This is a genomic window from Candidatus Methanoperedens nitratireducens, assembly GCF_900196725.1.
GTDB lineage: Archaea > Halobacteriota > Methanosarcinia > Methanosarcinales > Methanoperedenaceae > Methanoperedens > Methanoperedens nitroreducens_A.
On sequence record NZ_FZMP01000179.1, the window covers coordinates 1 to 15,685 of the forward strand.

A 15,685-nucleotide genomic window follows, 5' to 3' on the forward strand; every position below is an offset into this window, starting at 1 on the left:
GGAGAACCTATGAATTGGTAACCACCCTTAAGTTATGCCAAAAATAAAGGTCAGGCTTTTCGCAAATCTGCGGGAATATACAGGAGCAAAGGAGCTTGAGCTTGAAGCAGGGACTGTAAAAGAATGCCTCGAAATGCTCTGTAATATATTCCCGGGATTGAAAAATATGATCTTCAAAGGTGAGAATATACATCCTTATATGAACGTTTTTTTGAACGGAAGGAATATCTCTGAGCTTAACGGATTAGGAACAGCGCTGAACCCGGACGATGAGATCGCCATATTCCCTCCTGTATCGGGTGGATGATGTTTAAAAAAAGAACAAATGCAGATGAGGCAAAGAAGCTGTTTTTAGAAGCGGTCAAACCCCTTTCCGGGCATGAGCTTTTACCGATTGCGGATTGCGACGGCAGGAGCATAGCCAGAGATGTAACCGCTGGTATCGATGTTCCCCATTACCGCCGTGCTGCGATGGATGGTTTTGCCGTGAGGGCTTCTGATACCATGGGCGCAGGCAGCAGTTCCCCCGTTATATTTAAACAGGGGCAGCATATCGAAAAAGGCGTCTGCGTGAAGGTACACACAGGTTCGCCTGTACCTCAGGGCGCCGATGCCGTGGTGATACTGGAAGATACGGTTTCCTATGATGGGAACATCGAAATATACACGCAGATACACCCGTTAAAGAACGTTGGGGATATCGGGGAGGATGTCCGGAAAGGCGATGTGATACTCAGGAAAGGGCAGCGGATCCGCCCGTGTGATATTGCAGTTCTTGCCTCACTTGGCATTAATAACATAAAGGTCGCGGGGAAGCCTCTAGTAGCGATCATCCCTACAGGCGAGGAACTTGTTCCGCGTGGAAAGCGGGAACTCAAAGTCGGGGAAGTTTACGAAACTAACGGATTAATGGCTTCACTGTACTCCAGGAAATGGGGCGGGATCCCAAGACTTCTTGATATTGTGACCGATGACCCTGAAAAGATAAAACAGGCGATAACATCGAACCTCGATGCAGATATGTTCATAATTAGCGGCGGAACATCGGTGGGAAGGAGGGATTATGTGCCTGGAGTGGTCGGCTCTATGGGAAATCTCCTTGTCCACGGCGTCGGTATAAGTCCGGGCAAGCCGACGGCGCTCGGAATTATCAATGGGAAACCTGTGGTGTGCATGCCCGGCTATCCGGTTGCTGGTATTGTGGCGCTGTACTGGTTCGCGCGCCCGGCTCTGCGGAAACTAGGGAATCTGCCTGATGAACCTGACAGGGTTGTTCGCGCGATGTTATCTGAGAAGATACCATCAAGAACCGGATACAAAACATTTGCACGCGTTAAGTTAGATAATGGCAAGGCAATCCCTCTTGCGACATCGGGCGCGGGGATACTGAGTTCAGTTTCAAAGGCTGACGGGTTTGTGATTATACCGGAGAATATTGAGGGGCTGAGCGCGGGGGAAAAGGTGGAAGTGATATTGATTGAGTAACACCGTAAATATCATTTATTTAATTGAAAAAGTTTCATTTCTTCATTTGCATAAACAATATCGTATCCTTCCATTGTTTGATTTGTCCATAACTTATAATAATTTGTCTCAGATGCAGCCGGTGTCATTGCTTTAATTTGACCAGACAGGTCAAAATTATAGAATACTTCCTTACCTTCCCCGGAAGCATATTCAATAACAAAAGCTATTAAGCCATCCCATTTTCCAATCAAAAGATATACTTGCGAATTATTATGTTTACTTTTATAATTCCTGGCTATTTGCAAACCTTCAGTGTGATTAGTTCCCATTATAATTTTTGAAACATTGATCACATCAGAATCTTCAATATACATCTGGTCAATAACAGTTCGTCTCTGTGCACGATACGCAATATCATTGCCATAATCCCACCAATTAATTATCAAAGCATCAGGTGCGGTATTGTTTCTGATATAACTGTATCCCTTCATCATATCAGCATTCCCTATTCCAGGGCTACCAGCGGGTAATCTGGAAAATTTTATATTATCAATGGATGGTCCGGCAATCGATGCAAATAATATTATCGCTGTAACAACAGATAACGCCTGAACTGCAAATTTTTTCCTTGGGCTTAATTTAGCAGCCAGGTCAATTATCGCAATAAACCCTATTCCAATACTTACATATCCGAATATTGAGAAGATATCCATAAAATGAAATCTGGTCAGTCCTAAGATCATTGAAATACCAACGGCTGAAATCAAAAGTAGCCCAAAAGCATTATTTTTTAAATATAAACTATAAAGCCCGAATATTAAAATTATAACTCCCAATATCAGATATTTTCCGAAAAACATCTCTAACCCTGGAAACCCGGGAGGTTGAAGATCATCGGTGAACATATATACGATCGGTCTCGATGGATATCCCATCATCTGTATTGCTCTTGTGATTTCTTCTAGGTTCCTTACAGGATACAGTATACTTGAGAGAATTGTCCCTAAAATTAGCGTAATTATAATAAAAGCCCAAAAAGATGAAAACGGATATAAAGCTTTTTTAGTTGCAAAATAGTACAGGGTAATTAGCAGACCATATAGAATAAGGATTGCATGAATGACAAAATAGCCACCCCATGTAAAGCCGGTAAGTCCAACAGAAATGGCGGGCAATAATATCCAGAATAGGTAAATAATCTTTTCTTTCTTTTTTGCAGGCAACGGATATTGTAAAACATCCAACGCTCTAACTACAAGCGCTATTGTTAATATAATCAGGAATAATGAAAGTGCATTATGAAAGGTATACCCTTTCAGTGTCCTGAGCAGTAAAAAAAAGGAAACTGAAGAGAATACCACGCTTAACAATCCGGCTTTCCAATCATATAATCTGCTGCCCAGCCGGAATATGACTATAATTGTTGCGGCACCAAGGAACGGGGGCATCAATCCTTCTGCAAGAGTCATACTTGACATGCCAAAATCGATTGGAATAATATCAAATAATTTGCCAGCGAATGCCAGAAAGTATGCCATGCCCGGTTGATATAATGGAGCAGAACTGAACGGGTCAGGAACTGCTGGATGACCATATGAGTAAATATATTCCGCCTGTCTTGACATGTATGCAGCGTTGGCAACATGCGTATCCCATGTTCCTCCATATAATCGAATAAAAAATGCAAAAGCAAATAGAGCTAATGCTATTAATGTATCTCGAAGCTTAGGGGAACTGTAATAATTTAAAATCGATACCATAAAAACCCACCTTTAATATCCCGAATCTTATAGATTTATTTCAACTGATAAATTACAATGTCCTTTTATCATATATTATTTCCTCCAATATCCACTGTTACGCCAAAACAAATCCAACCTCATAATACATTTCATCGACCTTGATTACCCTTGAACCCTTTCGATCTAGAAAATCAGCAGTTCGTTCCCATTCATCAGGCTTTACTTTCACGCCACCTTGATTTTTTACAGCCTCTTTGAGTGCCGGATATTGATTTAATTCATCATTAGTTATAATAACGAATATATCAGGTGTTGTTTGCAATCTGTGAGCATCTATCCATCTGGCATTGGCGTGTTCATATGCGCCCCATGCGAAAAAAGCAACAGATATCAGGAACATTGCTGCAAAAGAGATAGCAAATGCTTTCAAAATAAAACCAAACGAGCGTTCCTTGGAAACAATCAACCCGATTGCCAGCAGGACGACGTAGGTAAATAGCATAAAATATACTGCGTCAAGCCCGTGTATACCAATACCTGTTTTGCTTAAAATCCCAAACAGGAAGCCGCTTATGTAAAATGAGAGGATACCAATGGCTAAGAATAGAAGATGCTTCCGCCCCATACCTCTTATCCTGCCTGTATCATCTTTCTAATTTTTCCCATCACATTTATTGTCATGCCAGCCTCCTTAATTTTTCGAATAATTCATCCGCGAGCTTTGTTGGGTCGTTAGTTTTCTCAATTTTGAGCTTCATCTCATCCGCGAAGTCCCACAGCAACTCAATGCACTGCGTATATCTATTACACGCGCCGCAGTCCCCTTCATGCTCATACCATACCTGCATTCCGTGCTTTGCAGACACGAATATAATTGCGTTGACGTTGAGAGGTACAGAATGCCCGAACAGGATGCCGCGCTCCGCATTTACCTTCCCGACCTCTATCTGGTTCGCGCGTGCCATCTCAAGCAGCGTATTTTCTATGCGCTCATCCATTGTAAGAAGCGCCCTGGATACCGCCTGTCTTGATATGTTGAACGAACGCGCAATGTTGATATTGGGAAGACCGCTGCGCTGCAGCCTCCAGAACTCGAACTGTTTGTCGTTTACGGGCAGGAACATATGTCAATATAAACATGTTGACTATTTATAGATTGCCATTGATATTACTAATCGGCATATTCGAATTGCTGCGGCGCTGGTTTCAGTTTTATGCAACCGTTTCGCCTGTTGTCCTGCATAAAAAGTATCTGTTGTTTCACCCGTAGCAAAACTTGGGCGCAAAGGTATGCGCCATAATAGAGGTGATAAAATGAAGAAATCAATACTAATCGGAGTATCTATAGCAACAGTGCTGGCGATACTCCTCCTTGCAGCGGTTGCACTGGGCTTTGGTGATACTAAGACTAAATTTAATGCATTCGCTGGTGCTGAAGCTAAACATTTTACAGAGAAAGCTGCACAGGCAACATCCACGCCTACACCTGTGCCTACACAGGAAAAAACTCCTGAAGAAGCTATCGCAGAGGCGCAGGCAAAGGTTTCATTTAAGATTCTCCAGCCGTCGTATGTTCCTGAAGGATATACGCTGAATATTCCGCAGGTCTCAGGAACAAGATTCAGAGGAGTTTCTGTAGAGCTAGAGCAGGCAGTGTTTCCCTATACAAATGGAAAAGAAACTCTGAACCTGAAGGAACTCCTCACAATAAATGACACTACGATTGCCCCTAAAAGTACTACTATTCCTAAAGATGCCAGAGAAATAGTAGATATAAACGGTATTAAGGGACGCTTCTCGGTGGAACCAGATGGCTTAAAATACCTTAACTGGAAAATTGGAGAACTCAGTCTGACTATCAGCAGCTTGACCTATAACTCCAATAATGTTACTGGCAGCTCGCTCAGCAAAGAAGAAATGATAAAGATGGCAAGGTCTGTCAAATGACCCTGCCATTGGATTTTTCGAGGTTTAAATATGAGATGGCTTTTTAAAAAGAATATACTTGAAAACGAATCACGCGCAGCCATTTTCATGTATATAAAGAAAATCCAGAAACATATCCCCAAAAAAATAATACATGAGACTAACATCAGTCGTGGTACAGTTTTATACCATCTTGACATCCTGCTTTGTGCAGGCATGGTGGCATGCATGAAGGATAGCAAATTAAGAAATACCGCACAGCGCAGAAGGCGGTTATAAATGATAAGTGCGCTGGGGTATGAGGAGAAGAAAACTTAAACAGTAGAGCAATCATGTAATAGTTTGACTTAAGGTCGTGGATTTAGATGATTTCAAGGAAAACAGGAACAACGATACTGGCAGGCGCTGTGCTGGTGGTAGTAGGCATTATTGTCACAAGCATGCTACTCGCCACAAAGCCCTCGATTATCCAGATAAGCGATAGTTCTTTCAAAATTCTTGAACTTCCTTACACCTACACTAAGAACGATGCGTATATTCTCGTAATAGGCTCAACAATTGGCGGCATGATGCTCTCGTATATCTTCACAACCCTGCTTGCAGCAGGAAAAAGCGAGGTTAATAGCATGATAATCAAAGAAAAATCAGCAGAAATCCCAGTTGCTAGTACTAATATAGCTGCTATTGCAGAGCATGTCAAAGAAGGGACGCAGTTAATCGATGCGGTCTTAACAGCACTTGAAGGCGATGAGAAGAAATTGATTAAAGAAATCGCTGATCATGACGGTGAAATACTTCAAAATGAACTTGTGCTTTCACTGAATTTTTCGAAAGCAAAGGTCTCAAGGATGCTTACCGACCTTGAAAAGAGAGGATTGCTGGTTAAAAAGCAGTATGGTTTGACAAATAAGGTTGCTCTGGCTGAAAAACTGCGAGGTGAGAAGGATGAAAAATAAGATGATAACAGGAGCAATAATAGCAACAGTACTGCTATCTACCGCAGTATTACTCTGGTATTTTACCCCATCAGACGTAAGTATTGTAAGCCTGGAAGCGCCTAAGGAAATCGGAATATACGATTTGAGTAACCTTAAAATCAATCTACAAAACAATGCTCCTACGGACGTTAATATAACCATAAACGTGAAAAACGCGTTTGTGGATGAAAAAGGGGTAAGTTTAAAAGGATTCGTAATTTTGGCATATGAAAATTCAAGCTATATACCATCAAATGCATCAAACGTCACCGACGCATCTCAGATAGAAGTTCTATTAAAACCAGGAAGCAATAGCATAACTGTTAGTCTAGGATACGAAGTACCGGGTACACAAAAAGTCGAAGTCGAAATATATCAGCGCGGGAAGCTTGCGGATTCCAAGACAATCGAAATCAATGTCCTACCTCCAAAAATTTCGGTGGTTCTTCAAACCCATAACGGCGTTAATGGAACTAATGAAATATACACCGTTTATGGTATTTTACAACTCTTAGTAAAAAGCGGTTCTGCAGGGAATGTTGTAGTTAACATCTCAGTAATAAATGAATTGACAAATACTGCAGTTTCAACAGCTACAAGAACAATAAGAACATCCTCTACTAGTGAATCCATCGTGGTTTGGTCAAGTCGCAAAAGCACCTATGACCCTGTGACAGGCATGATGACCAGAGTCGAAACCGAAACATTTGCACCTGTAGTAGTCATTGAGCTTTCAAAGAGCGAACCATCGGCTGAAAAATATATAATGTCCCCCCTTGTGGTAAAAGGCAAGGTAGGAGACAGATATAGGGTGATTGTAACTGCGATGTGGAGGGATCAGGTGGTAAGCTCAGAAGTGAGGATACCGTCTAAGTAAAATGGAGGATTCAAATGTTGACATGGATATTGAAAGAGACTGCTATAACTGCGAATCCATTTGTAGTTTAAGAAAATCTTTTATGAGTTAGATGTGTAGATGATTGTCATAGAAAATATTTGTAGTCTTAGAAAAAAACCTCAAGAGGGAATTATGAATAAACTCGCCGTATATGCTCTGCTTTGGATATTTGCTCTTATTTTATTCTCAAATGCGGCTGTCTCTACAAGCTGGGCACCCGAGGCTTTGGAAATACCGTATCAAGTAAATCACTCAGACAGAATCGTCATAGGCACAGTAAAGGAACAGCACGCAGGCTTCGAGTACACAGATGTAATTGTAAGTGGGAATGAATGGCTAAAGAACCCTTTACCAAGAAATGAAATAACGTTAGAACAGAACGAGGTACAAATGCTTTTACTGCAGGCGCCGCCAACTTCAGTGTAGGTGAGAAGGTTCTATTGATGCTTAACGATGATGATATTGAAAAAGGCATATTCAAGGTGGCTTTTATGGAACTGGGGAAACATCCAGTTTCAGATAGAGATGAAGTGATTGTTGTAATTGATAAACTCCTTTCACCTGTGGCTGCTACACCTCCAATAAATCCTGAAACATCGGGCTTTGAAAAAAAGATGCTGATTGTTGGCGATACCTGGGGAAAAGACGGCTGGAACCTCACTGTTGCGGCTGTAGATAAAAAGACATCACCCGGGTTCATTTTGATCTCACTCTCCTATCAGGGCAAACAGCTTGGAGATGCTAGAATTGAAACAGGTAAATCCTACACTTACAGGGGTAAGAATCCAGACGGCTCCGAAGTACCTCTTTTAATAATTAAAGAAGGTAGTATATTTGTTGGTGCAAGTGCAGATGCTGTCCTTCTGGAAATCAACTGGTCTATACCCGGAAGTGATGTTCAGATACTTGAAGTGACTGAAGAATCTGGTCAAACGGGAACTACGACGCCTGCTCCCACTCCAGCAGCACAGGCAAGCCCAGAGGCGCCTGGGTCTGAGATCGTTTTTGGGATTTTAGGAGTTCTGGCAGTGTGGCGGAGATTTAAGAAGTAAGAAGGAATCAATGCATGAAAAGAATTAAACTGACGAGGCGAGTAAATGAGCAGTTATAATAAAGAGGAAAAATTGGATAAATCTTCAATCGATATGGGTCTACCCATAACAATTATAATTTTTATAATAACCCTGTTTGTCAACAAACTATTTTATGCAGTCGCAGCAGCAGGAGTATTATATGTTGGCGTCCATGCAGTGCATTATTTTAAGAACAGGCTTGAGTACTCAAAAGAGACCTTAGCGGAAATATCAAGACAGAATGAATTACTTTTAGAGATAATAAGGATGGAGAGAAATAAAAATGATAGGCACGAGTGAGATATTCCTGTTTCTCTTTACCCGGCGCTGTGCTGCTTGTAACAGGCGCTGCTTTAAAGACATTTAACAGGAGCACATAGATAAAAGTCCTGAAATCTCAATAAGTATAAGCCCGCACAGGACAATCAAAACATCATGATACTATTCGACGATATCGGAAGCTATCCCCTTCCAAAAGATGTGGACAAAGGCTGGATAGCCGGGGCTGTAAAAAAAAGCGATCCAAAGTCTTTCAACATCATCAGGGATGCGATGCGCCAGAAGATCGAAGCAGGCGTGGATGTACCCACATATCCCCAGTTCCGGGACATGACCCAGCAGTTCCTGGAAGTAATAAACGACGGCTCCATGACGGAAGAACCCATGCTCGTTCGCCGGGATAAAGCAAGGATAATGGAGCTTGAAGCGCTTGAAGAAGTCGGAGCTGAGTACTATAAGAAAACCGGCAGGATACTGAATATAAGAATATGTGTCACCGGACCGGTAGAACTATACCTGAAGCAGTTCGGGGGGACTTCATATAAGGATGTGCTCAATGCGTTCGCCGCCAGCATTGACCGGTTCATCGGCAATTCGATAGACAGCGCAAAACAGTTCAGGATAACCACGGTCTCGATAGATGAACCGAGCATAGGGATAAACCCGCAGATAATGTTCAGCGACAGCGACCTGGTAGAGGCGCTGGAAAAAGCCGCAAAGACCGCAGCGTCCCATAAAATAGATACCGAGATTCACCTCCATTCCCCGCTTCATTATAAGCTCATATGCAGGGTGCCGTCCATCGGCATAATCGGCGTCGAATCTGCAGCAAACCCGTCTTACCTTGACCTCATTGATAAAAAAGACCTTGATGAGTACGATAAATTCCTGAGGGTCGGAGTCGCGCGGACCGATATCTTCAACATGGCCGCTGCGCTCAATGAAAAGTACGGCACGAACGTCTGGAAAGAACCGTCGAAGCTTGAAGAGATCGTAAGCGGGATGGAAACGCCGCACACCATAGAGAAAAGGCTTGAGAAAACCTGCGGGCTCTTTGACGAGAGGATAAAGTACGCAGGTCCGGATTGCGGGCTCGGTTCATGGCCAACGCAGGAGCTTGCATCCAGCCTGCTGAAGAACACGGGTATGGGTATAAAAGAATTTTTAAAGAAACGGAAAACAGGGTAACGATTTAATAGTTAATTGACGTTAAATGGTTTAATGAGAGCAAAACAGCGGGTAAATACTAAAAAGGGCAGTAAATACAGTTCCGCGGCTAAGGAAAAAGGAGCAAAAACGGTAGTAGTAAAACCTGCCGGCTACCCCTTGAAAGGTTTGTTCCATGAATATCCCGAACCTTCGGAACTGGATGTCTTCGAGTTCTATGCAAGAGAACAGTGGAACGGGTTTATTGTTAAAAAGGGCGATTACCTGTTCGACCGCAGGATGTTCCCTGATTTTGCATTCAAGGTGGTGGATGTCGAGCCTGATAATTCGGAGATCGGGAAAAACACCAAATTCGTTATCGAGGATTATGATTCTGATTTCTTTGTCCCTGAGTTAAAAAGCACTGTCTCATTTAAGAGCATTGTCGGCCAGGAAAGGGCCAAACAGAAGTGCAAACTTATCGAACGCTTCCTTTCTGACCCTGTGAAATTCGGGAAATGGGCGCCAAAGAACATCTTATTCCACGGACCTGCGGGCACGGGAAAGACCATGACCGCAAAAGCGCTTGCGAACGCGGTCGAAGTGCCGCTGCTGGCTGTGAAAGCCACAAAGCTCATCGGGGAATTCGTGGGCGACGGGGCGCGGCAGATACACCAGTTATATGAGAAGGCAGAGGAGCTTTCGCCGTGCATCATATTTATCGATGAGTTCGATGCCATTGCCCTTAACAGAAGTTACCAGGAGATAAGGGGCGATGTGGCTGAAATAGTCAATGCGCTCCTTACAGAGATGGACGGGATAGATGAGCGCGAAGGGATATGCACCATTGCGGCGACGAATATGCTGCCAGCCCTTGATGCCGCGGTACGCAGCCGCTTTGAGGAAGAGATCGAGTTCACCCTGCCGACAGTGGAGGAACGGTATAAGCTATTGAAATCTTACGCGCGAACGTTCCCTGTGAAACTTGAAAAAGATGTAAACCTCGAGGCGATCGCAAGGCAGACATCCGGTTTTTCAGGGCGCGACCTTGTTGAGAAACTGCTTAAGAACGCGCTGCATAAAGCCATACTCAGCGGCGGTAAAGTGACATGCGCCCATATCGAGAAAGCACTTGAGGAAGCCAGGGACAAGAAATCCGAGCCACCAGGAAGGATGTTTGTATAATGGCAATACAAAGCATCAGTACTTTGATGGGACAACTGAAAAAGTCGTACGATAAGAGCAAGGATAAGGCGGGATGGAGGGTTCTCCAGGGCATGAACGGGGCATATTACGACACGTTCATATCCGGCAATAATAACCTGTGGCAGATCAAATCGGAAGAAGTCGCAGGCAGCGAATTTGTGGCAGTGGGCGCAAAGGTATCGCGCTCTGACGACGACCTTGTGAAAATAATGAAAGCCGGCTCACCTGTGCCATTCGGGAGCATAACGCCGGTAAAAAAGCAGCAATCGATCATAATGGCAGGGATGCAGACCTATTCCTCCGATTCTTCAGACCTGCTGCGCAGGGAATATCTCTCAGGCAAGCAGGCAGAGCTTGAGCAGAAGCTTAAGAGCCAGGTCAATAAGATGATGGATGACCCTGCTTTCCGGAAAAAGTACAGCGAGCATAAGGACAGGGTAAGAAGGGCGTACCTGTAAAGAATAGTACTGTTTTATTTTTATATATTTCAATAAAAAATCATAATTTAATGGAAAGCTTATATACCAAAATATGCAATAGTTTTTGTGCAAAACTCGCAGTATATTTTTTGAGGTGTAAATGATAGACAAAATATGGCGATATTGGATAGGAGTTCTTCTTGGTATAATTTTTATATCCTCAGGAACTCCTCCTCTAACGTTTCTTCTAATGTTACTAGGAGGTTTTATTACTGGATTTATTGTAGGAAGTGGAATAGAAGGTGCAAAGGCGGGGTTTTTGGCTGGGATAATAGGAATAATAATTAGAACCAAAGGTTCAATTATTTTTAATCCCACATCAGCTATACTTGACCTGGTACTTATTGTAGTAGTTCCAGTGGTTATCTGCGGAGGAATCGGAGGGTGGGTTCGCCAATTAATAAATAAGCAGGCTGAAGGTGTGAACTACAAGACTAAAGAGAGCTAAGGCAAAAAACTCTTGTCTTAAATGTGAACCTAAATAAAATTGAGTGATTGGCACTACTATAAGAATTAAAAACCTTCTGCAATCATCCATGCTAATTTTGCCTTTAAAGGGCTTTCTTAAATCCTCTAGAGTATGTTTAACTCAATTTCAAAGGTAAATAATATATATATTTACCACCAAGTGAGCGGGACAACTACAGGAGGAAACATATGGACTTATTATTGTACTCAGCCCCGCTTGCTGGCATCATCGGTTTAATATTTGCAGGTTATCTTGTTCTGTATATACTGAAACTGGATGCCGGAAGCGACAGGATGAAAGAAATCGCATCTGCCATACAGGAAGGTGCCATGGCTTATTTGAACAGGCAGTATAGGACCGTTGCAGTAATTGCGGTAATACTGACAATCTTAATCGCTCTTGCTATCAACGTTGAAACCGCAGTCGCGTTCGTTCTGGGAGCGGTCATGTCGGCTGCTGCCGGTTATCTCGGTATGAACATCTCTGTTAGAAGCAATGTCCGTTGCGCCAATGCAGCAAAAGATGGAATGAAGAAGGCGCTTGACGTTGCATTCAAAGGGGGCGCAGTAACAGGGATATCTGTCGCAAGCCTTGCGCTCCTGGGCGTTAGCGGGCTATACATAGCCTTCGGCGGGAGAACGGAAGCAGTAGACAAAATTGTGGGATTTGGGTTCGGTGCCTCCCTTATCAGCCTTTTTGCAAGGATCGGAGGAGGCATTTATACAAAAGCCGCGGATGTTGGAACTGACCTTGTTGGAAAAGTTGAAGCCGGAATACCTGAAGACGACCCGCGCAACCCCGGGGTTATTGCTGATAACGTGGGCGATAATGTGGGCGATTGCGCCGGGATGGCGGCAGACCTGTTTGAGACATATGCAGTGACCGCTCTTGGCGCTATGCTAATAGGGGTTACCGTTATTGGAACATATCAGAATGCGGTCATATACCCATTAATGCTTGGCGCAGCGGCGATCTTTGCATCCATAATCGGGGTGTTCTTCGTAAGGCTCGGCAAATCAGGCAATATAATGGGTGCAATGTACAACGGAGCGATCGTCGCAGGGATAATCTCATTGATACTGTTTTACATAATTACCCAGCAGATGATGAATGGTGATACCAGGCTGTTCGTAAGCGCGCTTGTCGGGATCGGCGTGACAGCGGCCATGATAATTATAACAGAATATTATACGGCCACCACTCATGGTCCGGTCAAGGAGATTGCCAACGCCTCGGTAACCGGTCCGGGAACAAATGTTATTACCGGGCTTGCCGTAGGTCTGCAGAGCACAGCTTTGCCTGTAATCGTCATCTGCGCCGGCATACTCATTTCATATTTTGTTATGGGCGGCGGGACACTCGGTTTATATGGAATCGCAATAGCGGCAGCAGCCATGCTGTCCGTCACAGGCATCATAATATCAATAGACTCCTACGGTCCGATAACGGACAATGCAGGCGGCATTGCCGAGATGGCTGAGCTATCCAAGGAAGTAAGGGATGTAACAGACCCGCTCGATGCGGTCGGGAACACAACAAAAGCGGTTACAAAAGGCTACGCGATAGGCTCGGCAGCATTGGGCGCCCTTGCCCTGTATGCGGCTTACAGCAGCGAGATAACCAAGTTGCGTGGGAGCGTGCTGGAACTCAAGCTCTCAGACCCGCTCGTACTGGTAGGATTGCTCATTGGTGGCATGATACCGTTCCTTTTCGCAAGCTTCCTGATGGGAGCTGTGGGAAGGGCTGCAACAACCATAGTTACAGAAATCAGGCGCCAGTTCAGGGAAATAGCGGGCATCATGGAAGGTAAGGCAAAACCGGATTACGGGCGATGCGTGGATATCGTTACTCTGGCAGCCCAGAAAGAAATGATAATTCCCGGGCTTCTCGCTGTGCTTTCTCCCCTTCTTGTGGGATTCATCTTTGGCCCGGTGGCACTTGGCGGTCTCCTCATAGGCGTTATAATCTCAGGGCTTCTCCTTGCTCTCATGATGACAACAGGAGGCGCTGCATGGGATAATGCCAAGAAATATATCGAGGCTGGCAACCTGGGCGGGAAGAGGTTACCCGACGGCAGCAAGAACCCGACCCATGCAGCGGCGGTCGTGGGCGATACCGTTGGCGACCCGACCAAGGACACTGCGGGTCCTGCAATCAACCCGCTGATAAAAGTGATGAACATCGTGGCGATATTGTTTGCCGCGCTCATATTGAAGTACAGCCTGCTGGGGTAGGCTGTATTCTTTTTTTAAATTCTATAAGGTCTTTTGGAGAGACCTCACGTTTTAGAGTTTTATTTCTTCGTCTGATGTTTGATAACATAATCAAAGCCATATTGTTCGTATGTATACTAATAACTTCGGGTATACGGGCTATGACCGACTATACTGCAAATCTCAAAAACAGATAATAGTATAAGCCCGGAAGACCAAATGAGAATCGGAGTGATACTTTGAGCAAAGTAATATTCAAGGATGCAAAAATCACAAGACCTCAGGATGCCCAGCCTGAGCAGATAAAAAGGATTTTCCCTCACATTTCACCCGTAAGAAAAGGAGATATAGTAGCGGTAAAGATCCATCCAGGGGAATACGGGAACACGACGCACGTAAGACCCGTAGTTGTAAGAACCGTGGTTGACCTTGTAATAGAAGCTGGCGGTATACCTTTTGTTACCGATACCACCACGTTATACAGGGGCATGAAACTCAACGCTGCCAACATGGTAAAAGGGGCAGCCATGAACGGTTTCACTCACGCCAGCATGAACGCGCCGTTCATTGTTGCAGACGGCATGAGAGGGAATGACGGGAGAGAGATAGAACTTAATGGGGAAGCTCTTGGCAGTATTACGGTCGCATCGGCGATCGCTGAAGCGGATTCTATGATAGTGGTCTCCCACGGCAAGGGACATCCTGCATCAGGTTTTGGCGGCGCTGTGAAACACCTTGGCATGGGATGTCTTGACAGGGCAGGCAAAATAAAAGTACACGAGGTGGGTAAACCATCCATCGACCCTGAAAAATGCGTGCAGTGCGGCGAATGCGTGGAGATATGCCCGTGGGGCGCAATAACGCCGCCGGACATCGATCCTGTAAAATGCTGCGGCGAGTTGTCCTGTGCCGATGCGTGTTCTCAGGAGGCCATTATTCCGCCCCCGCTCGCCTCGGAAAAAATGCAGAAAAGGCTGGGAGAAGCAGCATTCGGGCCGGTAAAAGCGCTGAAAGGGAGGATCGGGTATATCAACTGGGTATACGACCTGACACCTGGCTGCGATTGCTTTAATTTTTCAGGCGAGAGGTTCGTTGAAGATATCGGGATACTGGCAGGGTGCGACCCTGTAGCTCTTGATTCAGCTACGATTGACCTGATTAATGAAAGGCTGAAACCGGAAGGCAGATCGATAAATACAGTGTGGGGCGTTGATCCGCGGGTACATATTGAAGCAGCTGAAAAAATAGGATGCGGCAGCCGGGAATATGAAATATTCCAATAGCTATGCTTATCAGTCCCGCGGGAATTCCAAAAACAACTGAAGATATCATAACTACCCCGCCCAGGATAAGACCGGCAGAAGACGGGAATTTAAAAATAAGGAAAAGAAGGGGGACGGGAAAAACAATAAATTCCATCCCGATTCCTATGAACGTCCAGGCTAATATTCCTTTGATATCGTTAAGCTGGTAGAGTCTCCGTGCTATCAGGGGCGCTACCACCAGCAATGAGAAGATAAAAATCAATAGCGGGGCACTGTTCTGGACAGGTGGCGGAAAAAGAGATGGCAGGAGAATTGTTATAAGAACAAGAATAACAATCAACCCTGTCGAAAGCACTATGCCGCATGCTGCGGAGATTATCGATTTTCTGGAGAACATATATTCAATCTCTTTTAACATGGATATCCATCTGGTTAAATGGAATCTCTATGTTCTCTTCCTTGAACCTGACGAACATCTCTCTTAAAATCCAGTCAACAACAGGATGCCGGTCATCATAGTGTTTAGGATCTGTGCGTAAATAACT

General features: G+C 44.3%; 19 protein-coding genes. 16 read left to right on the forward strand and 3 right to left on the reverse strand.

Annotation, left to right across the window (positions count from 1 at the left end; translation table 11 throughout):
* Positions 1-34 precede the first annotated feature (34 nt).
* Positions 35-307, forward strand: coding sequence for a ubiquitin-like small modifier protein 1 (locus tag MNV_RS11495; RefSeq protein ID WP_096206103.1), 273 nt, complete (start codon positions 35-37; stop codon positions 305-307).
* Entirely contained in the window at positions 307-1,485 is a 1,179-nt protein-coding gene (locus MNV_RS11500) for a molybdopterin molybdotransferase MoeA (RefSeq protein ID WP_306453642.1), read from the forward strand. Before MNV_RS11495 ends, MNV_RS11500 begins: the two co-directional genes overlap by 1 nt.
* An 11-nt stretch (positions 1,486-1,496) precedes the next feature.
* Here the strand turns inward: MNV_RS11500 and MNV_RS11505 are convergent, their stop codons facing one another.
* From MNV_RS11505 to MNV_RS11515, 3 genes are all read right to left on the reverse strand, one after another.
* Entirely contained in the window at positions 1,497-3,227 is a 1,731-nt protein-coding gene (locus MNV_RS11505) for an STT3 domain-containing protein (RefSeq protein WP_096206105.1), read from the reverse strand.
* A 97-nt stretch (positions 3,228-3,324) separates the two neighbouring features.
* Positions 3,325-3,834 (reverse strand): hypothetical protein, encoded by a 510-nt coding sequence (locus tag MNV_RS11510; RefSeq protein WP_096206106.1) that lies wholly within the window; start codon positions 3,832-3,834, stop codon positions 3,325-3,327.
* A 52-nt stretch (positions 3,835-3,886) separates the two neighbouring features.
* A complete protein-coding gene (locus MNV_RS11515) occupies positions 3,887-4,333 on the reverse strand; it encodes a hypothetical protein (protein ID WP_096206107.1) in 447 nt (148 codons plus the stop codon).
* Positions 4,334-4,523: 190 nt separating this feature from the next.
* Between MNV_RS11515 and MNV_RS11520 the strand changes: the two genes are divergently transcribed.
* The 14 genes from MNV_RS11520 to MNV_RS11585 all read left to right on the forward strand — a co-directional run bounded on the left by MNV_RS11520 (position 4,524) and on the right by MNV_RS11585 (position 15,349).
* Positions 4,524-5,156 carry a DUF4367 domain-containing protein gene (locus MNV_RS11520; RefSeq protein WP_179293955.1) on the forward strand — a complete coding sequence of 211 codons (633 nt, stop codon included), beginning with the start codon at positions 4,524-4,526 and terminating at the stop codon, positions 5,154-5,156.
* Between the two features lie 30 nt (positions 5,157-5,186).
* A complete protein-coding gene (locus MNV_RS11525) occupies positions 5,187-5,414 on the forward strand; it encodes a helix-turn-helix domain-containing protein (protein ID WP_096206109.1) in 228 nt (75 codons plus the stop codon).
* Positions 5,415-5,500: 86 nt separating this feature from the next.
* The gene (locus MNV_RS11530) at positions 5,501-6,091 is read left to right on the forward strand and encodes a helix-turn-helix transcriptional regulator (RefSeq protein ID WP_096206110.1); all 591 of its coding nucleotides are present in this window, start codon (positions 5,501-5,503) and stop codon (positions 6,089-6,091) included.
* Positions 6,081-6,989 (forward strand): hypothetical protein, encoded by a 909-nt coding sequence (locus tag MNV_RS11535; RefSeq protein ID WP_096206111.1) that lies wholly within the window; start codon positions 6,081-6,083, stop codon positions 6,987-6,989. The genes MNV_RS11530 and MNV_RS11535 overlap by 11 nt, the downstream gene beginning before the upstream one ends.
* Positions 6,990-7,142: 153 nt before the next feature.
* On the forward strand, positions 7,143-7,436 hold the full coding sequence (locus tag MNV_RS11540) for a hypothetical protein (protein WP_143311752.1): 294 nt from the start codon (positions 7,143-7,145) through the stop codon (positions 7,434-7,436).
* Between the two features lie 17 nt (positions 7,437-7,453).
* Positions 7,454-8,062, forward strand: a complete 609-nt coding sequence (locus tag MNV_RS11545) for a hypothetical protein (RefSeq protein WP_096206113.1) — start codon at positions 7,454-7,456, stop codon at positions 8,060-8,062.
* A 45-nt stretch (positions 8,063-8,107) separates the two neighbouring features.
* On the forward strand, positions 8,108-8,383 hold the full coding sequence (locus MNV_RS11550; protein WP_096206114.1) for a hypothetical protein: 276 nt from the start codon (positions 8,108-8,110) through the stop codon (positions 8,381-8,383).
* Positions 8,384-8,518: 135 nt separating this feature from the next.
* Positions 8,519-9,550, forward strand: a complete 1,032-nt coding sequence (locus MNV_RS11555; protein WP_096206115.1) for a methionine synthase — start codon at positions 8,519-8,521, stop codon at positions 9,548-9,550.
* Between the two features lie 33 nt (positions 9,551-9,583).
* Positions 9,584-10,693 carry an AAA family ATPase gene (locus MNV_RS11560; RefSeq protein WP_096206116.1) on the forward strand — a complete coding sequence of 370 codons (1,110 nt, stop codon included), beginning with the start codon at positions 9,584-9,586 and terminating at the stop codon, positions 10,691-10,693.
* Entirely contained in the window at positions 10,693-11,172 is a 480-nt protein-coding gene (locus MNV_RS11565; RefSeq protein ID WP_096206117.1) for a hypothetical protein, read from the forward strand. Before MNV_RS11560 ends, MNV_RS11565 begins: the two co-directional genes overlap by 1 nt.
* Before the next feature lie 121 nt (positions 11,173-11,293).
* A complete protein-coding gene (locus tag MNV_RS11570) occupies positions 11,294-11,641 on the forward strand; it encodes a hypothetical protein (RefSeq protein ID WP_096206118.1) in 348 nt (115 codons plus the stop codon).
* Between the two features lie 209 nt (positions 11,642-11,850).
* Entirely contained in the window at positions 11,851-13,896 is a 2,046-nt protein-coding gene (locus MNV_RS11575) for a sodium-translocating pyrophosphatase (protein ID WP_096206119.1), read from the forward strand.
* A 218-nt stretch (positions 13,897-14,114) separates the two neighbouring features.
* The gene (locus tag MNV_RS11580) at positions 14,115-15,158 is read left to right on the forward strand and encodes a DUF362 domain-containing protein (RefSeq protein WP_096206120.1); all 1,044 of its coding nucleotides are present in this window, start codon (positions 14,115-14,117) and stop codon (positions 15,156-15,158) included.
* Between the two features lie 2 nt (positions 15,159-15,160).
* Positions 15,161-15,349 (forward strand): hypothetical protein, encoded by a 189-nt coding sequence (locus MNV_RS11585; RefSeq protein WP_096206121.1) that lies wholly within the window; start codon positions 15,161-15,163, stop codon positions 15,347-15,349.
* Positions 15,350-15,685 lie beyond the last annotated feature (336 nt).